The organism is Priestia sp. LL-8, assembly GCF_036227845.1.
Classification (GTDB): domain Bacteria; phylum Bacillota; class Bacilli; order Bacillales; family Bacillaceae_H; genus Priestia; species Priestia zanthoxyli.
The window spans coordinates 3,437,628-3,460,541 of sequence record NZ_JAZAQH010000001.1 but is presented as its reverse complement, the minus strand read 5'-3'; the positions used below and the strand labels follow the sequence as shown (position 1 = coordinate 3,460,541).

25 protein-coding genes are annotated in these 22,914 nt (G+C 34.2%); 15 read left to right on the top strand and 10 right to left on the bottom strand.

All coding sequences use genetic code 11. The features are described from left to right. Positions 1–3: 3 nt before the first annotated feature. Complete coding sequence (locus U9R83_RS18025; RefSeq protein ID WP_217027143.1) at positions 4–816, top strand: class I SAM-dependent methyltransferase; 813 nt, start codon at positions 4–6, stop codon at positions 814–816. Positions 817–1,049: 233 nt separating this feature from the next. On the opposite strand, the gene U9R83_RS18020 is transcribed toward U9R83_RS18025, so the two are convergent. Then, positions 1,050–2,402 (bottom strand): MFS transporter, encoded by a 1,353-nt coding sequence (locus tag U9R83_RS18020; RefSeq protein WP_014458930.1) that lies wholly within the window; start codon positions 2,400–2,402, stop codon positions 1,050–1,052. A gap of 89 nt (positions 2,403–2,491) precedes the next feature. Beyond that, a complete protein-coding gene (locus tag U9R83_RS18015; RefSeq protein ID WP_328575344.1) occupies positions 2,492–3,688 on the bottom strand; it encodes an FAD-dependent oxidoreductase in 1,197 nt (398 codons plus the stop codon). Positions 3,689–3,879: 191 nt separating this feature from the next. Here U9R83_RS18015 and U9R83_RS18010 point away from each other — a divergent pair, with 191 nt between their 5' ends. Then, complete coding sequence (locus tag U9R83_RS18010) at positions 3,880–4,482, top strand: TetR/AcrR family transcriptional regulator (protein ID WP_014458932.1); 603 nt, start codon at positions 3,880–3,882, stop codon at positions 4,480–4,482. 236 nt (positions 4,483–4,718) lie between these two features. Here the strand turns inward: U9R83_RS18010 and U9R83_RS18005 are convergent, their stop codons facing one another. The 5 genes from U9R83_RS18005 to U9R83_RS17985 all read right to left on the bottom strand — a co-directional run bounded on the left by U9R83_RS18005 (position 4,719) and on the right by U9R83_RS17985 (position 9,674). Continuing rightward, positions 4,719–5,189 carry a DinB family protein gene (locus U9R83_RS18005; RefSeq protein ID WP_014458933.1) on the bottom strand — a complete coding sequence of 157 codons (471 nt, stop codon included), beginning with the start codon at positions 5,187–5,189 and terminating at the stop codon, positions 4,719–4,721. Between the two features lie 344 nt (positions 5,190–5,533). Continuing rightward, positions 5,534–6,187 carry a M23 family metallopeptidase gene (locus tag U9R83_RS18000; protein ID WP_328575343.1) on the bottom strand — a complete coding sequence of 218 codons (654 nt, stop codon included), beginning with the start codon at positions 6,185–6,187 and terminating at the stop codon, positions 5,534–5,536. A 1,892-nt stretch (positions 6,188–8,079) separates the two neighbouring features. After that, on the bottom strand, positions 8,080–8,214 hold the full coding sequence (locus U9R83_RS17995) for a hypothetical protein (RefSeq protein ID WP_262984123.1): 135 nt from the start codon (positions 8,212–8,214) through the stop codon (positions 8,080–8,082). A gap of 15 nt (positions 8,215–8,229) precedes the next feature. Then, entirely contained in the window at positions 8,230–9,132 is a 903-nt protein-coding gene (locus U9R83_RS17990) for a permease (protein ID WP_047751986.1), read from the bottom strand. Positions 9,133–9,221: 89 nt separating this feature from the next. Next, positions 9,222–9,674, bottom strand: coding sequence for a MarR family winged helix-turn-helix transcriptional regulator (locus U9R83_RS17985; protein WP_047751985.1), 453 nt, complete (start codon positions 9,672–9,674; stop codon positions 9,222–9,224). A 201-nt stretch (positions 9,675–9,875) separates the two neighbouring features. Here U9R83_RS17985 and U9R83_RS17980 point away from each other — a divergent pair, with 201 nt between their 5' ends. Genes U9R83_RS17980 through U9R83_RS17970 form a run of 3 tightly spaced genes read left to right on the top strand, consistent with a single transcriptional unit; the run spans position 9,876 to position 11,688 of the window. Next, a complete protein-coding gene (locus U9R83_RS17980; protein ID WP_047751984.1) occupies positions 9,876–10,169 on the top strand; it encodes a carboxymuconolactone decarboxylase family protein in 294 nt (97 codons plus the stop codon). Between the two features lie 11 nt (positions 10,170–10,180). Then, positions 10,181–11,404: an ATP-grasp domain-containing protein gene (locus U9R83_RS17975; RefSeq protein ID WP_047751983.1), complete on the top strand. Its 1,224-nt coding sequence runs from the start codon at positions 10,181–10,183 to the stop codon at positions 11,402–11,404. Between the two features lie 2 nt (positions 11,405–11,406). Further along, positions 11,407–11,688: an ArsR/SmtB family transcription factor gene (locus U9R83_RS17970; protein WP_243549721.1), complete on the top strand. Its 282-nt coding sequence runs from the start codon at positions 11,407–11,409 to the stop codon at positions 11,686–11,688. 24 nt (positions 11,689–11,712) lie between these two features. Here U9R83_RS17970 and U9R83_RS17965 read toward each other — a convergent pair whose 3' ends face one another. Beyond that, positions 11,713–12,966 carry a helix-turn-helix domain-containing protein gene (locus U9R83_RS17965; RefSeq protein WP_047751981.1) on the bottom strand — a complete coding sequence of 418 codons (1,254 nt, stop codon included), beginning with the start codon at positions 12,964–12,966 and terminating at the stop codon, positions 11,713–11,715. A gap of 529 nt (positions 12,967–13,495) precedes the next feature. On the opposite strand from U9R83_RS17965, the gene arsL reads away from it, so the two are divergent. The 5 genes from arsL (at position 13,496) to U9R83_RS17940 (ending at position 18,292) form a co-directional block, all read left to right on the top strand. Then, positions 13,496–14,770: an arsinothricin biosynthesis radical SAM protein ArsL gene (arsL, locus tag U9R83_RS17960; protein ID WP_228307814.1), complete on the top strand. Its 1,275-nt coding sequence runs from the start codon at positions 13,496–13,498 to the stop codon at positions 14,768–14,770. A 13-nt stretch (positions 14,771–14,783) separates the two neighbouring features. After that, positions 14,784–15,503, top strand: a complete 720-nt coding sequence (locus tag U9R83_RS17955; RefSeq protein WP_243549719.1) for an aquaporin — start codon at positions 14,784–14,786, stop codon at positions 15,501–15,503. A gap of 18 nt (positions 15,504–15,521) precedes the next feature. Beyond that, complete coding sequence (locus tag U9R83_RS17950) at positions 15,522–16,631, top strand: GTP-binding protein (RefSeq protein ID WP_243549717.1); 1,110 nt, start codon at positions 15,522–15,524, stop codon at positions 16,629–16,631. Positions 16,632–16,644: 13 nt separating this feature from the next. Next, positions 16,645–17,028 carry an ArsD-related vicinal cysteine protein VcpD gene (gene vcpD, locus U9R83_RS17945; protein WP_243549715.1) on the top strand — a complete coding sequence of 128 codons (384 nt, stop codon included), beginning with the start codon at positions 16,645–16,647 and terminating at the stop codon, positions 17,026–17,028. A 121-nt stretch (positions 17,029–17,149) separates the two neighbouring features. After that, entirely contained in the window at positions 17,150–18,292 is a 1,143-nt protein-coding gene (locus tag U9R83_RS17940; RefSeq protein ID WP_243549713.1) for an inorganic phosphate transporter, read from the top strand. Positions 18,293–18,385: 93 nt separating this feature from the next. Here U9R83_RS17940 and U9R83_RS17935 read toward each other — a convergent pair whose 3' ends face one another. Together U9R83_RS17935 and U9R83_RS17930 are read right to left on the bottom strand one after the other, a co-directional pair. Continuing rightward, positions 18,386–18,820, bottom strand: coding sequence for an ArsI/CadI family heavy metal resistance metalloenzyme (locus U9R83_RS17935; RefSeq protein ID WP_243549710.1), 435 nt, complete (start codon positions 18,818–18,820; stop codon positions 18,386–18,388). An 80-nt stretch (positions 18,821–18,900) separates the two neighbouring features. Further along, on the bottom strand, positions 18,901–19,212 hold the full coding sequence (locus U9R83_RS17930) for an ArsR/SmtB family transcription factor (RefSeq protein ID WP_279401013.1): 312 nt from the start codon (positions 19,210–19,212) through the stop codon (positions 18,901–18,903). 360 nt (positions 19,213–19,572) lie between these two features. Between U9R83_RS17930 and U9R83_RS17925 the strand changes: the two genes are divergently transcribed. The 5 genes from U9R83_RS17925 (at position 19,573) to arsD (ending at position 22,910) form a co-directional block, all read left to right on the top strand. Further along, entirely contained in the window at positions 19,573–20,061 is a 489-nt protein-coding gene (locus tag U9R83_RS17925) for an arsinothricin resistance N-acetyltransferase ArsN1 family A (RefSeq protein ID WP_243549707.1), read from the top strand. Between the two features lie 257 nt (positions 20,062–20,318). Continuing rightward, positions 20,319–20,669, top strand: coding sequence for an ArsR/SmtB family transcription factor (locus U9R83_RS17920; protein ID WP_243549705.1), 351 nt, complete (start codon positions 20,319–20,321; stop codon positions 20,667–20,669). A gap of 15 nt (positions 20,670–20,684) precedes the next feature. Next, entirely contained in the window at positions 20,685–21,983 is a 1,299-nt protein-coding gene (locus U9R83_RS17915) for an arsenic transporter (protein ID WP_243549703.1), read from the top strand. A 23-nt stretch (positions 21,984–22,006) separates the two neighbouring features. Next, a complete protein-coding gene (gene arsC / locus U9R83_RS17910) occupies positions 22,007–22,429 on the top strand; it encodes an arsenate reductase (thioredoxin) (protein ID WP_116740057.1) in 423 nt (140 codons plus the stop codon). A 112-nt stretch (positions 22,430–22,541) separates the two neighbouring features. After that, positions 22,542–22,910, top strand: coding sequence for an arsenite efflux transporter metallochaperone ArsD (gene arsD / locus U9R83_RS17905; RefSeq protein ID WP_116740055.1), 369 nt, complete (start codon positions 22,542–22,544; stop codon positions 22,908–22,910). Positions 22,911–22,914: the final 4 nt, after the last annotated feature.

Genomic DNA, 22,914 nt, shown 5'->3' with positions numbered 1-22,914 from the left:
TATATGATTAATGATGCAGCAATGAAAAGAGCTAAGCTTACAAAAACGGAAGTAATAGATACTCGCACTCTTGAGAATTCTCATAAGAGATTGGCAGAGATAATAAAACCAGGAATGACTGTACTTGATGTTGGGTGTGGTACGGGAACAATTACTTCGGGAATTGCAGAGCTAGTCGGTCCAAATGCTCGCGTAGTCGGTATTGATAATAATCCAACTTTGATAGAAAAAGCACGCCAAACTTACAAAGATATGCCAGGGCTATCTTTTGAAATTGCTGATATCTACAATCTCCCCTTTCATGGTGAATTTGATATTGTTACTTCTGCAAGAGTTCTTCAATGGTTATCAAAACCCAAAGATGCTTTATACCAAATGATTGAGTCTACAAAGAGGAATGGTCGAGTTTTAGTTCTTGATTATAATCACACAAAAATATCTTGGGAACCAGAAATTCCTGAAACAATGAAATCCTTCTACAAATCCTTTTTACAATGGCGTTCTGATGCAGGTATGGACAATGCAATAGCAGATCACCTTCAAGATATGTTTAAAGAAGTTGGGCTTACAGATATCAAAATAACTCAACAAAATGAAAAGACGAAACAAGATGATCACGATTTTCATAATCATATTACAGTTTGGGCTAATGTAGCTCAAATTAAAGGAAAACAAATGATAGAGGATGGAGCAATAACAGAGGATAAGTTAGAACAAGCTCAAAAAGATTTCTCAGAATGGATAAAAGGTTGCGCAAAATCTCAAACAATGTACTTATTAGCAATAGAAGGTACTGTAAACAGAGAACCTAACTAAACAAACAAACTCTTAAAAGGCCTTTGTAGATTACAGAGGCCTTTAAAAGTTCCTAGAACGCGTTTTATGGTAACTAAATAAATCCAAGTAGCAAAAAATCTACTGCTTCCGCACAGTAGATTTTTTGCTATGAATATCACTATTTTTAGATGATGCTCGGACACATCATGAATAGCTTACTCATTTATTAATTTAGCGTGACTTTTTATTTTAGGGATAAGGAATACTGTGTTTTATTTACTAATCTGCTGAGTAAAAGAAACACTTTTCTTAATAACAGCTGTATAAATTATACCCATACCAACAACAATGATGCTGAGAATGATATAAATGTTCGTGTAGCCTGAAACTCCGTTATGATCATTTAATGATGTCCCCATTAGCGTAGTGGCTATAGAACTCCCCACAAAGTTTGTTAACATAAATAATCCCATGCCTACCCCTGTTTGGGTAGAAGGAAGAACTTGTGAAACAGTGTTTGCCAGCGACATTTGGCAAAAAGACTGTGCAATATAACCAAAGATGATTGCAACCATAATAAGGTAAGGAGAATGTCCAACGATAATAGATAAACTAATAAAACAGATAAAGTAACAGCTTAACGCAATATAAGCTAGTACGACATTGCCTTTTTTATCAGCTAATTCTCCGCCTTTTTTTGCTAAAAGAGCTGTAATTGCTGCACCAGGAAACATAAATAAGCTACTTGTAAAGGCGCTTAAATGGTTTACATCTGCAAGCAATAAAGGTGTCAAGTAAGGAAGCCCAAAGCCAATACCTGAACTACACGCAAATAAAAGTAAAATAACAGAGTAACGTTTGTTTTTAAACAACTCTGCCTTAATAAATGGCTCTTGTGCCTTACTAATTCTCCAACTAAATAATCCTAGTAGTAGAATACTGATGATAAAATAATATAGGTGCTGCATAGAAATGCCCAATAAAACAAACGTTACCATTCCAGCTAATAAAGCAGCGCCCAAGTAATCTAGTTTTGCAGCATTACCTTTCGTATCATCCAAATAAGTACGGAAAAAAGGAATAGCAACAACAGGTATAATAGATACTGCAAACAAATAGTGCCAATGTAAAGATGTCGTAATGACCCCAGCAATAATCGGTCCCACTGCTACTCCTAATGATAGTCCTGTTGATGTAATGCCGAGTGCTTTTCCTCTTACTTCAGGCGGAAAGTAACGAGAGGGGATTAGCATTGCAGAAGCTGGGAAAACAGATGCTCCAACAGCTTGCAGAACTCGTGCTGAAATAATAAAAGCAAAGTTTGTTGAAAAGAAGCCAATGACGGAACCAACTGCAAAAAAGAGAAGGCCGGCCGTTAATAAATTTTTCAGTTTGTATTGATCAGCCAATCGTCCATAAGCAACAGACCCAATAGCATAGATAATCATATAACTTGTAATAATCCAGGCTGCTTGAGAAGGCGTTAGCGACAATTCATGTGTAATAGAAGGTAAAGCCACATTAAACATGGTCGCACTCATCGACGAAAAGACCAGTGTGCATGCTAATACAATAATTAACTTCTGTTTTTTAGATTCGGAAATTAAATTGTACGTATTCATCATTTATAGATCTCTCCCTAATGTAGTAAAAAGAAATACTGTTTCCTTCATATCATCATTTCAGAAACAGTACTATATAGTGTTTATCTATCTTACTGGTGTACTTTATTGAATTTTCGTGCTTTCTTTTCATTTGATGACATCTCGAAAATTGGATAGTCATGAGCTCTCATGGCTTCTTCATATTGAGAAATTCCACCATGTACGTCGGTTTGTTTCTTGTGAATAGCTATAATTTGTTCAGCTAAAATGCGCGCATCTCGCAGCGCTAAGTTTGAACCAGCGCCAAAGCTTGGTGGCATTGCATGAATAGCATCACCAATTAACGTAACGCGACTTGTTTCCCAAGGTTCTATAGGTTCTATTGCGCGAACAGGCAGCACGGATACCGTTTGAGGATCTATACGCTCAACAAGACCTCGTAAAATAGGGTGCCAATCTTTTGTTAAATCAAGCATTAACTGGTGGTGTTCTTCTGGGTTTATACGACGAAGCTCTTCATCTGATACCTTTAACTGTTCAGAGACATTCAGAGTAATCATGACATAATCCTCTACAGGTTCTATTGCAGATTCAGGTGCTAGTTCTCTAGCAGCTTCAGCTACTGGACGTCTTGGCTCATATGGACCAATGGCCATATACGTACCAATAGAATCCATTGCACTTGTAAATCCATCAAATAAGATCTCTGGTAACTGTTGTCTAATCTCTTTTGTAAGAGGGGATTTAGAATAAATCGCCCGAGCTTTTGTATCTACAGGTTGAACGTCTGGCATCAATTGACGACGAATTGCTGAATTGATACCGTCTGCGGCTACTAATAAATCACCTTTAGCAACTGTTCCATCAGCTAAAAACAGTGAAACTCCCTTTTCATCTTGTTCAAATCCTGTAACGACTGAATTAAAGTGAACGTGTTCTTCAATACCACTAAGTAGAATTTGACATAATGTTCGGCGGTTCACGGCTGTATGTGGAAATTCTTCATCGTTTGGAGCACCAATATGAGGGCGAACACCTACTTCATTCAATTGCTCATCAATTAATACAGCCATTTCACGACGTGGATTTTTTCTTGACGTTTGTACATATAGTTTGTATAGATTTTCTGGAAGAGCAGCACGGAGCGATTCGCCGCCGTCCATATTCATATGTAACCGATATCCATTTTTTGATACTTCATCTTCACGCTCATATATAGAAAAGCTAATTCCTGCTTTTTTTAAATGTTGTCCTAGGCTTAACCCTCCAATGCCTCCGCCCGCAATCAATACATGTAAATTTGACATTTATTATTCCTCCTAAAAAAATATAAAGCAACACTATGTATGTTAAAATTCAAAGTGTTACTTTATATTTTACAATTCAGTTTGAAATCAACAACCATTAATCTTTCAGAAAATGTAGTTTAAGCAACACTTATATAGAGGGTGTTGTTTTAAATCTAAAAAATAATTCAAAAGTAGGAGGTCAATTGGAGATGAAAAAGGTTGATCGACGCATTCGGAAAACAAGAAAGGCCATTATTACCGCATATCTTTCCTTGTTAGAAGAAAAGAATATGCACGCTGTGTCTGTGAGTGATATTACAGAAAGAGCAGATATTAACCGTGCTACGTTTTATGCCCATTATGAGGATAAACAACAATTACAAGAACAAAGTATTAAAGAAATATTAGATGATTTAGAAGAAGCGATCGAAATTGACGAGTCGGGAGAGAGGTCAGCTGAATTTAGTTTAACGATGCTTCATGAAATTTTTCAGCGAATGTTTGAGAATATCTATATCCATAGAGAGTTTTATGCCGTTATGCTGGGGGAACATGGGCCATCCATATTTGCAGAAAAGCTCCAAGATATTATTCGAACGTACACACAAAAAGGGTTAGAGGTTGTTCATGTAAAAGATATTAATTTGATTGTATCTCCAGATATTTATTTAAGTTATGTGACATCTGCACAATTAGGCGTTATTCATTATTGGAGAAAGCATCAATTTAAACAGTCACCTGTTTTTATGGCCGAACAACTTCTTATGTTGTATAAGTTAGGGGGAGCAACAGTAGCTGAATATAAAGAATAAAGAATCACTAATAGCATGAGAACTGAGAACTTTAACTTTTCTTGTGCTTTACTAATTCCCAAGAGAGAAAAGGTATAAGAAAATAAAAAAAATCCTTTGCATACTTCTGCAAAGGATTTTCTTATTTTAACGAACTAAGTTGTAGATTACTTAATAGTATCGTAAAAAATGAACCTAAACATGATCATGATTAGGTTAACTGGTGTTGTATATGGTATACATAGTGCTTCACTGGCTTAATCCCAGACTTTAGGACGATCAACTCCCGTTGTTCTTAAATACTGTAAGAGTTGTCCTGCGTGTACGGATTCATGATAACCTATACGCAATAACATATCACCTAAGGAACGAATATAGCCTACATCTGAACGATCTATTTGAATACATGTTAAATCCTCATGTGAAAAGGTACTTATCATTTCTAAAAATTGTTGATGGTATGTTTCTGCAAATTCTAATTCACTTGTTACAGAAATCAATGGTTTTTTTTCAAAAGGAGAGTCAAATTCTTTTAAGCTACCCTTATTTTTAATAGCTAGATGATAATAATATTCTGATTCTAAGACGTGTCGAACCATCTCCAAGCATGTCATAGCTTCTGTATCTGGCTTCCAATCCAATTTACTTTGAGGAATTGCTTCCCATATCTTTATGCTTCTTCTTCTAATCTCTTTTATGTTTAATAATATGATTTCTGTTGTGCTCATGTTTCCTTCCCCCTTTTTATCTTCTTAGATAATTTCACCAAATTAAAAAGGGAAACATCTAACTAAACTTATTTCAAATGTTTATGGTTCTTATAATACGTTTTATGGTAACATACAGTTTAAAAACAGAAGAAATCTACCATTTAGAGGGGAAGGCTTCTTCTGCTACTTTAATTTTATTCTTAGATAAAATATCCACCGCTTTTTCTAAAAGTATAATCTCCTCTTTCGCAGTTACTTTTAAACTGTCTAAATTAAGGTATACATACTTTTCTAGATTTGAGTCAATAACTTGGACACAAAAAAAACTGTCTCAAATAAGACAGTCTAAAAACGAACGTCTATTAGAAAATAGGTAAATTATCTTCAGTCGATGATTGATAGCCATCACCTAAAATCCAAATTTGCTGATTATCTGGTGCAGAGTTCTTAGTGTATAAGACACTTTTTGGTGAAAGCACAGTGCTAGCTGTACCTGCTTTGATAATGTTAGAACTTGAACCTAAAGTTGGAGAGTATTGATAGTTTACAGCATCTGTATCGATTTCAAAATGTAAGTGTGCTCCTGTAGAATACTTCCCTGTGTTTCCGTAAATACCTAAAGACGTATCTTTTGTGACGCTTTGACCTTTTGCTACTTTTATTGATGCAAGGTGATTATAACGAATTACAATGTCTTTGGTCGCTTTTGTACTATGAATGTATGCTTGAGGATATTTTACTATAATCGTATTACCTAGAACCCCATCATATCCAGTGGCTAAAACTTTACCTTTACCACTTGCCCAAACTGTACGATTACTTGTTGCTGAGACTAAATCCCAACCATAATGTTTGAAGCCAAACTTTTGTTGGTATTTAGTATTGAGGTATCCGGCTGTAATTCGTGCATTATTAATTGGTTGAATTAACTTTTGCGAAGCCGCCTCTGCAAACGTTGGTAAAGCTATTCCCATAGAAAAAACAAATAATGTAACTAGACTAAGTATTTTTTTCATATTACCCTCCTTTTTTGTCTATATTATCATATAAATGTAATAAAAAATCCAAATTTACCAAAAAATAATATTTTACATTAAAAATACAATCTATATACAGCTATGTATTCATGTAGTGACCTTGGTTTAACTATGATTAAAGAAAATCAATAATCTGAAAGAAAGCTATATGTTTTTTTCTAATAGATGCAATTCTTGCTTTAAAGCACATTGAAATAATATTCTTCAAAGCATCATAGGAGACTTTCTATTAGATTCTCTGTAAATAGAAAAAACTTTTTTTAAATATATTAAGGTCTATGAAAGGTACTTCGACCTCTTTTAACGGAAGAGCAAATGGAATAAATTAATTTCACATTGATTGAAGCGTTATATACAAATAAACAAGTTTATCTTACATACTACAAAAAGGGACAAAGTATTACAGAATAGGGATTCATCCAGTTTGTTCATTCCCTGGAGAATTTGTTTGTTTTTATCGATGAAGTATTTGAATTGAAAATAAAATGAGTTTAAGTGAACTAATTGATGTTCAATTTGTGTAAGGATAAAATAGAAAGGCTAGCAAGTTAAATTAGGGTGAAGAATGTGATGATGTATAGTTTATAATTTAAAGTAATATTCTTGAATCCCTCATAAAACTATTAGTATATTAGTTAATCAATTTACTTGTAGTATATTTAGAAAAAGATGAAGAGAATGCATTGAGAGAGATCGTGAACGATATAGACTTCATATCTCATTATTTAACCTCTGAACTTAAGTTACTAAAAGAACCTTACTCTTCTGTTCGTGAGCTGGATGTTTTAAGCATGGTACACATATATGAGCCAAGTATAGTTTATCTTCAAAGGTCTCGTATAAAACTTGAACATGTAAGTGAAATCCTGCGTAGCTATTTACATTTTGAAAAAAAATTCTTATCAAACTAAATCTGCATCTTTTGTAGACATAAATGTTATTGAAGTTAAAATCGTACACCCTGTCAAGGTAATATGCTTTAAAGATAATATTAGATTGATTAAACTCACGTAATTGTCTAATAAAAGCAAAATAGAGAAGAGTGATTAACCTGGAAGAAATGAAGGAGCAAAAAATTGATTTTGATAAAGTATATGACTATGCTGAATTTCCGGATAAGGTTAGTGGCCGGTGCGATAACTGTAATTCAGCTTACTTCAAAAGTTCTGTAAAAGGTGGCGTTTTCTTACGTGAATGACGGGAATGCGGAATGAAGAAGAGTATATAAACATATGATAACTGGGTCCTTCAGAGTTTAAAGGGGCCTTTTTGTTTATATGTAATATGGTTTAGTAATAGATACTTGAGTTTAAGCGAGGAGGCTAATAATTCAAATATTACGGTTTAGGCTCAATGTAAGAAGGAAACTCGGTAGGGTGTTGCATTCCTGTTACAATTAAAAGATAAGAAAATACAAAAAATATAGTAATGATCCCTATCACTACAACGCAACGAAAAAACTTTTTAATTTTTCTATGCCTTCGGAACTCATAAAACTTAATAACATTATTCATAAAAAATCCTCCTCATCTTATTTTTTAGAAACACAGAATAAAAAAGGAAGATAAAATCTCCCCACTTATAACTCATAAGGTAGTTTTATCTCCCAATATACCATTACTTCAACATTAATATACTTAAAATTTAAAATTATCTGTTATTTAAAGTGTTAGCAACATTGTACACAACATTGAGAATTAGACTTTGTGACATTAGAGTTTCTAGATACAATACCTTTTATTTTTGAAAGGTAAGTCTCTTTAGCTAATAAATTAGTAGTATGTCTCTGTTGACGAGATGCATAATTCATTGCACGTTGTTCTTGCATGAGTATAAATTCTAGTTCATACATCATAATCAATCACTCCTTTTTAAGCTTCTTTCTTTTGCTCTTTATTAGCTTCACTTGAGCAACAAGTGCTTTTTTCTTCTTTTACTTCCACAATCTCAATATTGCAACAATCTTTCTCTTTCTTATTTCCTTTGAAAATCGACATTAGACCCATTTTCATCCACCTCCATTAAAGTTCTAATACTAAGAATAAATAGCCTGAAACAGTTGCCATTAAAAAGACTGATACAACAAATGCACTTACTAATTTCTTGTGGAAAATACTCTTCAACATGATGATTTCAGGTAAACTTGCACCAGCACCTCCTATTAGCAGCGCCATAGTCGGAGCAATAGGGAATCCATTAACAAGTAAAGCTTGAGCAATTGGTAACATCGTTGATAGACGAATGTATAATGGAACACCAATAATAGCTGCTAATGGGATAACCCACCATTGGTTTTGATCAGAAATAAACGTTAAGAAATTGGTTGGCACTGCTTCTTTAATAATTGCTCCTACGAATGCACCAATTAATATATATACGAGAACTGAACGAATTAAATCTATAGTTTCCTTAATGGATTCCTTAATATTTAAAACCAGATCTTTTCTGCGACGTTCATCTTGCTCTGGGAGATTCCCTTTAATCATGACTTTCTTTACTTGCTCTTTATAATTTTTCTTATTTAAATACCATCCAATAATCATAGAGAATACAAAAGTTGTAACGGTATAAATAGCTGTTACCTTTACTCCATAGATATAAGCCATTAACCCTAAAATCCAAGGATCTAATAAAGGTGAAGTAAATAAATATGTCATTACTGTTTGGAAAGGAACGTTACGATTGAGCATAGTTACTAGTAACGGAATAGTGGAGCATGAACAGAAAGGTGTTATAAAACCAAGTAGTGCACCAGCTAAGTTTCCTAGAAAAGGATTTTTGCTTCCCATCCATTTTTCAACTTTTTCGAAAGGTACGTATGCTTGAATAAAGCTGATAAAAAATGAAATACCCAGAAATAAAACTAATAAGTTCTTACTTAAAGATAGAAATTCTAATAATACTTTCGTTACTACATCTGGCATAAAGTATTCCTCCTTATAATTTGAATTTAGAAACTATGTACATTTACAATAGTTGCAAAATACAACTATTATTTTTGAAAAAAGAGGCATTAACAGCAACTGCTGTTTCTCATAGCCTCCAAAATTAAATCAATACTTTCTAAAACTTGACCACGTTTATTTTCTGGTACGTTAGAAAGGATTTCTTGAATATATACATTCATCTGTTTAGCAATCTCATCCTCGTATTTCTCTCCTTCAGGAGTAAGCGTAATTGTTACATACCTACGGTCAGTAGGGGATTGTATACGACTTACTAAATTACGTTCTACCAACCCTTGAATATGACGACTTAATGTACTATTGTCTAGCCCTAGTGAAGACGAGAGTTCATTTAATGATGGGTTTTTTGTGCGTTCTACTTCAAATAATATATGACTTTGTACTAAAGAAACTCCACAACATTGTGCACCTTCTTTTTCAAGTAAACCAAAGCGTCTAATTAAAATTTGTAGCATTTGACGAAATTGATGAGATTCTTTTCCTACTTTTACGTTGTTCATACCCTTTTCACCACACCTTATTTGCTTGTTGAAACAATTGTAATCTACAACTATTTCAATTGTCAATAAATTAATTGCCATTTTTTTCAGAATTTTTTTATTGACGCACCTAATAATTGGTTATATCATTTAATTAACAATAGAGAACATTTTTATTTTTTATATAAAAATGTTAATTAAGTTAAAGGGAGTGTTGCAAACATGTTAGCTTTAAATCAAAAATTAAATTCTTATTTTGAAACCTTTTTTACTGAAGCAGTAGAAGGAGGAACATTACCTGAAAGAGAAAAAGTTGTAGCTATTCTAACATCAGCTACTTTGTTAAATGATCAAGCTACATTGAAGAACGCAGTTCTGACAGCTAAACAATTAGGGTTTACAAAAGAAGAAATTGGTCAAATAACAGGTATCGCAATCGCTGTAAACTCTCAAAAATTAAAGGATCAAGTTGAGTTAAAGGTAGAAAGTAAATCATCCTCTACATGCTGCCAGTAAGGAGACGATCTATGGATAATCAATATGTTATTTTAGTTAGCCCTAGAGATAATGAAGTTCAATTGGTACAAGAACAAGGTTATAAAACCATTTTATTAAGAAAAGAGATTTCATTTGATGAAATTTTCGATGTGGATGTGCCTGTTGAGATTGATTTAAACCATGAAGAAACCGTGTTAGAAAAGTGTCTAGAACTGGCTAATCAACTTGATATAATTTCGGTTTTTACTATGAATGAATATCGAATTCCTTTAGCATCTAAGATAAGTGAAATGCTGCAATTAAAGTATCAACTACCTTATGAAGCTAGCTTAAGATGTAGAAATAAAAAAATGGCTAGGCAAAAATTAAATGAATCTGGTGTAGGAGAGGTTCAATATCGTCTTGTTACTTCTGAAAGGAAGCTAGAATCTCAACTTCAAGGCATGGATTTTCCTCTTATCGTCAAACCATCTAACGATTCAGGAAGTAAAAATGTTTACTTATGCCAGAATCAATCAGAAATATCAACAGCTATTAAACATATTGTGCAAAGTAAGAAGAATATCGTGGGTCAAACCATTGATTCAGACATACTTATTGAAGAGTTTTTAGATGGACCGGAGTTTAGTATTGAGTCTGTAACGGTTGATGCCCAAACTACTATTATTGGAATTACAAAGAAACTTGTAACTCCATACCCTCTTTCTATTGAAGTAGGACATGACTTTCCTGCAAACTTAAATGCTAATGAAGAGAATGAAATTAAAAGGCTAGTAGAACAAAGCTTAGCTGCTTTAGGCGTGGATTTTGCTGTTACTCATACTGAAGTGAAATTAACAAAAAAAGGGCCAAGAATTGTAGAAGTAAACGCTAGACCAGGAGGTGATGAGATACCACATCTCGTCAAAGCAGTCACGGGGATTGATCTTAAAGCATTAGCTTTCCTTGTTACTTTAGGTAAAGGCATCGACTCTTTAGTGACATCTTCATCTACTGTTCCATCTGCTTCTATTCGATTTCTTTTAGCTAATCAGGATGGAAAGGTACAGTTTGACGAACAGTTCCAGTCTTCCTGCATAAAAGAACAAAAGTGGTATGTTAAAAATGGGGAATCAGTCAAACGAACCGAAAGTAATTTTGAACGTTTAGGCTACTTCATTGTCTATGGAGATGAACAGAACCTTTCAAGTAGCATAGCATATTCCCTAGAAAAGGAGTTACCCCTAAAAATTGGTAACTTGTTGGAGATTTAAATATGATTATAGACGTTGAAAATAAATTTAAAGCTCTTGGTGATAAAACCAGACTTGCACTTTTAAAGGAAATTTCCTGCTGTAAGGAGTTATGTGTCTCTGATCTACAAAAAAAGTTTAATATTTCTCAATCGAAGTTATCTTATCACCTAAAATTACTTGTAGATGCGGGAATCCTTGTCCGTTGCGAAAGAGGAACTTGGTGTTACTATCAGGTAAACGATAAAGAAGTTAAAAGTATTCTGTCGCCTGTTACCTACCAAGAAATCATAAAAAAACAGTGAGTCCAAGTAACTCACTGTTTTTTATTAAAAGCATTCTTTATAGGAATCTGCAGCTTTCTGATAGTCTCCTAAATGGAAGTAAACGTCGGCCACCTTTTTGCATACATGATCACATGGCATTGCTTGGTTTACTAAAATCTTCTTTGCTTCCTCATAATTCTTTAGTGAGGTCTCTGTATTAGATAATTTATAATTAATATCTCCTAAAAGTTCGAATGCCTGTGCCTTATGCTTATTAACGTCATTTAGCTTTATAATGTCCTCGCATAAAGAAGACGCTTGTACATATTCTTCTTGTAAATAATATACTCTTGCAAGTTCTACCTGCGCATTCATAATTCGTGCTTCTTCAGCGTTAACATTCTTATAAATATTTATAGCTGTTCTCAAATCAAGGTCAGCTTGATAATAGTCTTTTTGGTAAGAAAATAAAATTCCTAGATTTGTATAGGTACCGGCTTCATGGTACTTATTTTCACTAAGTTTAAAGTATTTAAGAGCCCGTTCGTAAGAGATTTTGGCATCTTTATAACGTTTCAACTCCATATTACAAATTCCTAAAGCCATAAAGATTTCCCCAGATTTATAAAAAGTACCTAGATTATCATTTAAATCTCTTGCTTCTTCTAAAAAATTAATGGCAGAATAAAATTCCTTTAATTTACCGTGAACAACCCCTAGATTAACTAAGATTGATATCCTTATCATTCCACTAATTTGGTCATAAATCATAATACGATACGCTTTATTTAAGATATGAAGGGCTTTTTCATTATTGCTAACCTGACTGTGACAAGATCCTAGGGAATCTAAAGAGCGTAGCATCTCATTCGTATGTTTGCCTTTTTCAAGCTGGGAATAACTCTTTTCAAAAAAAGTAATAGCATGATTGTAGTCTTTTTTATACTCATAATACTTTCCATGTATCCACATTAAAATGCCTTTGTCATATTCATTTAAATCGTTACGAGACAAATATTCTTTCTTCTGAATAAATGTTTCAACTTTATCAAATGAATTCGCATTTACTTGGTTTTCTGCAGTTTTTATTTCTTTTTTTACTTGTGATAAAAGTAAGTCTTTGTTTTCTATTGTTTTAAAGAAATCATCAACTGTACAATCAAGTTTTTCGCTTAACTTTTCTAATACATCAAATGAGGGCTGAACAAGGCCTTTTTCAATTTGGCTTAGATAGCTTCTAGTAATGATGCCTTCTGATAAATCTTGCTGCGTTAACTTAGATTCTTTTCTTAATTCTTTTATGCGCTGACCTAACATAAAAACTACCCCAATCTTTTCTTTATTTACCTATCTCTATTATTAACATTTTTGAACAAAATGTAAATAGTTTGTTAAATGTTCAAAATGTGTTGACAAGGAATTCCACATCCATTACTATTTACTTAAAGATTTAACATTTATAACAAAAATAAATAAAAATAAAAAATGTTAACTAATGTTAGTTAATGTTATAAGGAGGAAGATTAGGTTTTAGTTTGAAAACTATTAAAGAAGAGTTAGTCTTATTGTGATTGGTGGACAAATACAGCTTAAATATTTTGAATATTTAAAAAAGGGGATAGGACGATGAAATTAAAATATAAGGTTTTGTTTATGAAGGTTACAATGGCAGCAGCTGTTATTATCATGATGTCAGACCCAGTTTGGCCAAGAGTTTAAATAAATAAATGAAATCAAAATTGAAATGTAAAATTGGGTTTATGTACGCAACGATAGCAGCAACTACTATTATCATGCTGATGACAGATCCAGTTTGGCCATAAGAAGAAATCAGGGGGATTAAATGATGAATATTTTACTAGTTTCAAACTTTGAAGGCGGCTTTCAACCCAACACTATTGCCACAGCAGCAACACCTTTAATCAAAGAAGGATTTAACGTTTCGATTTTAGATACGTATGTGGAAGGAATAGTTGAAGAAAAATTTCTAGATAAAGATTTAATTGCAATTTCGGTTCCCCTATTTGACGCAGTTCATGCTGGAATAGAAATTGCAAAACAAGCAGCTAACCTTAACTCCAAAGCTCACATCACATTTTTTGGACAACATGCTACTATCAATGCTAATCGTTTAGCTGGGAAATATAGTGATTCCTGTATTTGTGGAGAATGGGAACACCCATTAACTTTATTAGCTAAGCATCTTTCAGGCGATGTACAAGAAAAGATTCCAGGATTATTAAGCGCCGAACAAGCTATAAAAGGAGAATCAATACATCCCTATATGGCACGTAATCACCTAGACATACCTTCACGAGATTTACTACCACCTTTGTATAAATACCCTCAAAAACAAATTAATCATATTTTAGGATCAGAAGAAGTTGTAGGCTCAACTGAAATTGCTAGGGGCTGTCATCATAAATGCTTATACTGTTCAGTATTTGCAGCATACGACGGCAAAGTTATTTTAGTTCCAGAGGATATCGTGTTAACAGATATTCGAAATCTCGTAGCAGGAGGAATGACGCACCTTACATTCATTGATGCAGATTTCTTTAATGCGAAATATCATGGAATCAAAATTTTACGTAAACTTCACGAAGAATTTCCTGACTTAACATATGATTTTACCACTCGCGTAGATCACATCTTAGAAAATAAAGAAACTCTTTTAGAAATGAAGAACTTGGGAGTCAAGTTTATTACATCGGCATTAGAATTTCCTTCAGAGGAAGTACTGGATGCCGTCGCAAAAGATACAACGGTTTCAGATATCGAAGAAGCGATTGCTTACTTAAGGGAAATTGATATCAAATTAAATCCAACTTTTATCATGTTTAATCCATGGACTAAGTTTGAAGATCTTACAACGTTCAGATCTTTCGTAGAAGAAAACCAATTAGGGAACATTGTAGATCCAATTCAATATGAAACAAGACTATATTTGTATAAAGGTTCTCCATTATTACACAAGGAATCTATTAAATCCTTAGATTTAGAAGAACATGAATTTCACTACGACTGGAAGCATCCAGATCCCAAACTGGACGAACTTTATTTTGAAATGTTAACGCCAGCTGAAGAGGGCATCTTCAAGCGATGCTGCTTGAAGTGCTAAGGAGGAATAACTAGTGGCTGAGAAATCTATGGTAGCAGTTCCTGTTAGACAAGCACATGTCTTACCAAAGCTAGACCCTTATGCTGAAACAAAGAAAAAATTGATAGCAGAGTTCATTGGGACCTATTTTCTTGTTTTTGCAGGGACAGGAGCAATTGTTGTTGACTCTCTTACAAAGAGTTTAACTCATGTTGGAGTATCCATCACGTTTGGTTTGGTTGTATTGGCTTTAATTTATTCATTTGGACATATCTCAGGAGCTCATTTTAATCCAGCAGTCACACTCGCTTTTCTATTTCTTGGTGAAATCAACAGAAAAGAAGCGACACTATACCTTTTTACGCAATTGATCGCAGCATCTGCATCAAGCATAACTTTATTACTTATGTTTGGGAATGTAGCGCACTTAGGGTCTACTCTACCTAGTGGTTCTTGGATACAAAGTTTCGTTTTAGAGTTTGTTTTAACATTTGTGCTTATGATGGTTATTTTAACATCGGCTGTGCATGGTAAAGCAGTTAAGTCATTTGCTGGCATGGCAATAGGAGCAACTGTAGCTCTAGAAGCAATGTTTGGTGGTCCAATTAGTGGAGCATCCATGAATCCTGCTCGATCATTTGGTCCAGCAATAGTATCAGGTACATTTGGTACTCTATGGGTCTACTTAGTAGCCACGGTATTAGGGGGCATTAGTGCTGCCTTAATTTATAAAATACTTCATGAAGAAGAGTAAAAAACAGGGGGAATGGAAATGAAAACTGCAAAACTAGTGTTACTTGGAGGATTTTTGGGAGCTGGTAAGACGACTACGATGATTAACTCAGCTTTAAAACTTGAAGAACAAGGTTATCGTGTCGCAATTGTAACGAATGATCAAGGAAAAGAGTTAATTGATACTGAGCTAGCTCGTAAAAATGGTCTAGATACAAAAGAAGTAACAGGCGGTTGTTTCTGCTGTCAATTTGAAGATTTATACGAAAACTTAACTGGTTTATTAGAAGAAAAGCAACCAGATGTAATTATTGCAGAGGCTGTAGGAAGTTGTACAGATCTAGCTGCTACTGTGATTCAGCCTTTAAAACAGTATTATTCAGAACAGTTTAAGACTGCACCTTTAACAATTGTGGTAGATCCAGCGAGATTAATGCATGAGCTTAATGCAACGGATGAAACAAGACCTTCTTTTTCACAGTCAGTAAGCTATATTTTTGAAAAGCAATTAGCTGAAGCAGATATCATTGCGCTGAACAAATTAGATCGCTACTCTTCTGAAGAAGTTGAAAAACTATATAACTATTTACAACAACGTTATCCGCAAACTGTCATCCAAACAATCTCCGCAGAAAGGGGAGATAACCTTGATGTACTAACAGAAACATGGTTAACAACAGATTTAGGTGGAGACAAAGTACTTGATATCGATTACGAACGCTATGCAGAGGGAGAAGCTCAATTAGCGTGGATGAATATTTTAGGTGACTTAAGTTCTGATCGAGACGTAGACCCACGTCAGTGGGCAGAAAGCTTCTTAGATAAATTAAATGCCCACTTTATAAGAGAAAAAATGGCTATTGCACATTTAAAAGTTCATGTAGGACTTGAAGATGGATACGTGAAAGCGAGTATGGTTCATACAGGTGATGAACCAACATTTACTGAGAAAAATGTACAAAATGCAAAACAACTACGAGTTGTTTTAAATATCCGTATTGAAGCATCTCCAGCTATCTTAAATCTGGTGGTGGCCGATGCGATTGGAGCTCTGAATAAAGAATTAGGTACGAAATGGAATGAAACATACAATGAGTGCTTTAGCCCACTACCACCAAAACCGGTTCATCGTTTATACGAAGTAATGTAAGGAGGACATATAGATGAAATCAAATGATTTAATCGAAATTTTCCCAAGTATCCCAAGTGGCCAAGGAGATTGTTGTGATACAGATTCAGATTTAGTTACAGATACTGGTTGCTGTGAAGATAGCCAAAATTTTTATGAAGAAAGTCTAGAGTTAAAGGATCAATTAAAAGAGCACTTTGATAAATCAGTAAATGTACATCTTTATAATTATGATATTTCAATGGATCGAGTAATGGCTCAGAAAAAACTCAGTGAATTGATTAAAAAAAGAGGATTTGAGTATATAAGTGAGGATACGATTCTTAAGTATGTAACGCCAGCTGTTGTAGTAAACGGTAACTTAGTAAGCTTTGCTACTAAGCCTCACTTAGAATTGGTAATAAAAGAATTTAATTAAGCGATAAGGAGTCAGCATGCTGGCTCCTTATTCATAGTAAGACTTATAGATAAAACATTGGCTTCCTAAATAAAAAGATAATCTTCCTTAAAGCTAAGGGACTATATCAGGATGAAAGGGTTTGAAGATAGAGATGCAAAATCAAAAGATAAGTACAGATATAGCAGTTCAAACAGGTTTAAGAAAGAAATTAAATATTGGGACTAACCCTTTAACAGGTTTAATTATTGCCATTTTAACTACATCTTTCTTTGTGATGACTAGTATTGTGCCATCAGGGTCTTTTATAACGTTTATAGGGTTATGTGTTGTAGCTTGGTTAGCAGCAGAAAATGGAGGAAACGATGTTTCTAAAGGTGTATCCTCATTAGTAGCTTCTGGCTACGCTAGTGCGTTAACAGCTATAATATATGGCGTTGTCATGACCGTAATTGGAGGAGTATGCTCCTTCTTTCTTGCTTCTAAACTAGTTGGTTTATTTACTGCCGGTTTAATGAATTCAGAATATCAACTCACAGGTATCATGGCTTTGGCTATGGCACTAGGGGCAACTCTTTGGGTAGCACTTGCCACTAAATTTTCATTACCTGTTTCTACAACACATGCCATTATCGGAGCCGTTATCCTAGTTGCATGCATCTCACAAGGTGTATCTAGTGTATTATGGGGGAATCTTGGAAGTAAATTTGTTTTACCTTTACTTCTTAGTCCAGTATTAGGTTTATGTATAGCTTGGTTCCTTAATTTATTTGTAGACAAAATTAAAATCAATCCTCAAGTAGGAAAAGGTATTGCCTGGATCTCTAGTGGTTTAATTTGTTTTGTTCGGTCGGTTAATGATACGCCAAAAATTGTAGCAATTGCTTTACTAGTCTCTGTATTAAATGGTTCCTCAGAGCAAGGCAGTACCTTACCTTTTTCATTCTTCATTTTAGTTACTGTAGCGATGAGCCTAGGGAGCTTAATTAAAGGGCTGCCAGTAACGGAATTATTAGCAAAAAAAGTGACTAAATTAGATGAAAATAGCTCCTTATCAGCAGTGCTCACTACCACCTCGTTAGTTATGGCCTCGAGTCAATTTGGATTACCGGCTTCTACAACCCACGTAAGTACTTCTTCTATTATTGGAGCTGGATTAAAAAATGGACGAGAAGCAATGAATTTCGGAGTTATTAGAGAGATTCTTCTATCCTGGGTTGTTACTTTACCTGGTGCCGGGATTATTGCAATGGTTTTCTACTATATTCTAAAGTTGATCCTTTAACCGCCATTATATCTTTATACAATTGACTAAATATAAGAACATTTTAGAGGTTCATAAAAAAAGCCTGCCTCCGTTAAGAGGTAGGCTTTTCATTTAACAGCAAGAGTTAGTGTTCGGAGCTTTTTCGTCTGGTCCTACATCAGATCCAATTTTGTGAACATCACTATTAGCCTTTGTATAAAAGAATTCCCACTCATTTCCGTCTGGATCCGTTATCCAAAATTTATCTTGAACCGCATAACAACAAGTTGTATCCATTTCTTCACGAGCAAAGAAGCCCTCTTTTTCTAATCGTTCTTTATGAGCAGTTACTTCTTCCGCGTTATCAACTTGAAATCCAAAATGGTTCACTTGGTTCCCGTTCACTTCATCGCGTACATTTAAAGTGAAATTTAGTCCTGGCTCGTCTAGCAGAAACTTAGCATAATCCTCTTTTACCTTCTCAGGTTTTACTCCGAACACCTTTTGATAAAATTCAATTGATTGCTCTAAATTAGTTACGTTAATTCCTACATGAACATATTTCATTTAAAATTCCTCCTTAGTAGTGCAAAGTTTACATTAAATCAAAAAAAATTGATTTATTAGGTAAAAAAACAAGGATAAATTTATCTTTTTGCATTTCTAAATAGACAACATAGCTCCTCAGACAATAAATTATTTAGTTCTTCATTATTTAGATCATAGTAATTCCAAGTTCCCTTTTTTTCTTTCGTAATCAAATTCGCATCCAATAAAATTTTGAGATGGTAGGATAGTTTAGATTGTGATATACCAAAGAATTCGGTTAAATCACAGACACATGTTTGTCCTCTTTGACAAAGCTCATGCATAATTTCTAGTCTTTTTTGATCTGAAAGGGCTTTGAATTTCTGCTCATATTGTTCAAATGTTTGCTTCATATCCTTTACTATTTCCATTCTCTTTCTCCTTAATCAATTTTTTTTGATTTAATAAGTAAAAGTATTATATGCTTTTTCAAAATTTGTATACGTAGTCTTTCCACGTAGCATTGGATCATCGTGAAAAAAACGCTTAAAAATAAGGCTTTTGGCTTCATTCTTTTCTATACGTTGTGTATTGATTACTAATCGAAAATAAGCATGAAAATACTCAACAGATAAGTTTCCAGAATTGTTAATTCTCATTTTTTTTACCTCACATTTAGTTAATCAAACTTTTTTGATGTATTAATCATAACGGGAAAATTTACAAAAAGCAACCAATAAATCAAAATAAATTGATATAATAATTAAAAGCTTAAGATAGGGGGAGTTATAATGAACGTTCGCGTAATGAAAGAAGAGGACTTACCTCAAGTTTTAAAGATTTATAACGAAGGTATTGAGGACCGAATTGCTACTTTAGAAGAAGATAAGAAAGATTTATCTTACATAGAAAATTGGCTATATCATCGTAATGATAGATATGAGGTGATTATAGCCGAAATAGAAAATGAAATAGTTGGATGGGCCTCTTTAAATCCTTATTCTTATCGTTGCGCGTATAACGGGGTAGCAGATGTATCGGTCTATATTAAGCGTGAAAAACGAGGAAAAGGGTTTGGAAAAGTCTTATTGCACAGCTTAGAAATTATAGGAAAGAAAAATAAGTTTCATAAGCTAGTTTTATCAACTTTCCCTTTTAATGAAGCAGGTCAGAAACTATATCGTGGTTTAGGGTTTCGAGAAGTTGGCGTTTTTTATGAACAAGGAATATTAGACAATCAGCATGTAAATGTGATGGTAATGGAGAAAATTCTTAAATAATTCGTAAAATCCTCTAAGGAATAATCTTAGGGGATTTTTCACATATAAACGGAAATCGATGTGAAGGTTAATTATTACATGAATTTCTTTATATATAAGTGAACAGTTAGATGGTTGCATGATAACAAGATGGGACTGATATACCTTGATTTAATCAAAAGGGTTGTAAATGCTTTAAAAAGCAAGTATATTAATATATATAAACATATAAGCAAATTATTATATATTAATTCTGATTAACTAGGAGGTGTATGTACGTGGGTGTGAAAACTGTAGTTGAAATTGAAAAAGCAGCTCAAATCCTAAAATTGTTGGGTGATAAAACGCGGCTATCAATGATGAAGCTTTTACAAACAAATGAATGCTGTGTTTGCGAATTAGTAGAAATCTACAAGGCTAGTCAGCCATCCATTAGTCAGCATTTACGCAAGTTAAAAGATATTGGTTTAGTGAAGGAAAAACGAAAAGGGCAATGGATTTTTTATTCTCTTAACCAAGCACATGAAAATCACGATTTTATAATCAGTTTGCTTGATTCATTACCATGTCAAGATGAACGTTTAACTGAATTAGAAAAACAAGGCTTACGTATTAGTTGTTGTGAGTAATTGGAGGTTTAAAAATTGGCATCAGTTGTCCTGGCATCACTGATCTTTTTAGTGACATTAGTTTTTGTTATTTGGCAGCCGAAAAACCTATCTATCGGTTGGTCAGCTTGTGGGGGAGCCATTCTGGCTTTGCTGGCAGGAGTCGTTGATTTTCAAGATGTTCTGGATGTAACAAGCATCGTATGGAATGCGACCCTCACATTTATCGCAGTTATTATTATTTCCTTAATTTTAGATGAAATTGGTTTCTTTGAATGGGCAGCATTGCATATGGCGAGAGCTGCAGGTGGCAATGGTGTTCGTATGTTTGTATATGTTTCGCTACTTGGAGCCGTTGTTGCAGCCTTATTCGCTAATGATGGAGCAGCCTTAATTTTAACGCCAATTGTACTAGCAATGGTTCGAGCGTTGAAATTTGAAGACAAAATGGTATTTCCCTTTATTATTGCAAGTGGATTTATCGCTGATACGACGTCGTTACCACTTGTGGTAAGTAACTTAGTAAATATCGTATCAGCTGACTTCTTTGGTATTCGATTTTCTGAATTTGCGTCACGCATGATTGTTCCAGATTTATTCGCACTTTTCGCAAGTATAGTTGTTTTATATCTATATTTCCGAAAAAGCATTCCAAAAAAATACAATGTAGCTGATCTACAAAAGCCCGTTGAGGCAATTAAAGATGAAAAAATGTTCAAGTTATCAGGAATTGTATTAGTTGTTTTAGTACTTGGCTATTTTGTAGGTGAATTCTTTGATATTCCTGTTTCCATTATTGCAGGTATTATTGCTATTTTCTTTTTAGGGTTAGCAAGACGAAGTCCAGCAGTGGAAACGAAAAAAGTATTAAAAGACGCGCCTTGGGCTATCGTTTTCTTCTCGATTGGTATGTATGTAGTTGTATATGGCTTACGTAATGTCGGTCTAACGGAAGTACTAGCCGGTGTTATCCAAGCGACAGCCGATCAAGGTCTGTTTGCAGCAACAATTGGCATGGGATTCATTGCGGCCATTCTCTCATCAATTATGAACAATATGCCAACCGTTATGATTGACGCCCTTGCGATTGATGCAACACATGCAACAGGAACGATTAAAGAAGCACTTATTTACGCAAATGTTATTGGATCGGATTTAGGTCCAAAAATCACACCAATTGGTTCTCTTGCCACACTTTTATGGCTTCATGTCCTTTCTACAAAAGGTGTGAAGATCTCATGGGGAACCTACTTTAAAACAGGTATCATTTTAACCATCCCAACATTGTTTATCACGCTTGTTGGTTTATATATTTGGTTACTCATTATTTCATAACATTTTTAAAGGAGATTTGACACATGTCTAAAAAAACACTTTATTTCTTATGTACAGGTAACTCTTGCCGCAGCCAGATGGCAGAAGGTTGGGCAAAAAAATATCTAAATAATGAACAATGGGATGTACGTAGTGCGGGTCTAGAAGCCCATGGACTAAATCCTAACGCTGTAAAAGCAATGAAAGAAGCAGGCGTTGATATTTCAAATCAAACATCGGATGTCATTGATCCTGAAATTTTAAATAATGCGGATTTAGTTGTCACTTTATGTGGTCACGCAGCAGATCACTGTCCAGTCACGCCTCCTCATGTAAAACGTGAGCACTGGGGATTTGATGATCCTGCAAAAGCAGAAGGAACAGATGAAGAGAAATGGGCATTCTTCCAACGTGTCCGTGATGAAATTAGTGAGCGTATTCACCGTTTTGCTGAAACGGGCAAATAATAACTAAAATAAGCCGAGAGCTACTCTCTTGGCTTACTCTTTACCCTCTATATAAGTATATTATTATAAGCTGTTGTTAGGGAGTTGCATTTTACTAAAAGGGGATGTAAGTATGAAAAAAGTAGAGATTTTTGATCCTGCTATGTGTTGTTCAACAGGTGTTTGCGGTCCAAGTGTTGATCCTGAATTAACAAGGGTGGCTTCAGCTGTATTCGCCTTAGAGAAAAAGGGATTCGATATTACACGTTATAACTTAACAAGCGAACCAAATAAGTTTGTTGATCAAGTAGCAGTTAATAAGATTCTTATGAGTAAAGGTCCAGATGCTTTACCAGTAATATTAGTGAATGGTGAAGTAGAGAAAACTGGAAGCTACCCAACCAATGAAGAATTTGCTGAATGGTTTGGTGTTAAAACTGAAGAATTAAAGAGCGAAAAACCACGCATGCCGATCAAATTAAACATTAATAACCCAAAATAGGGAG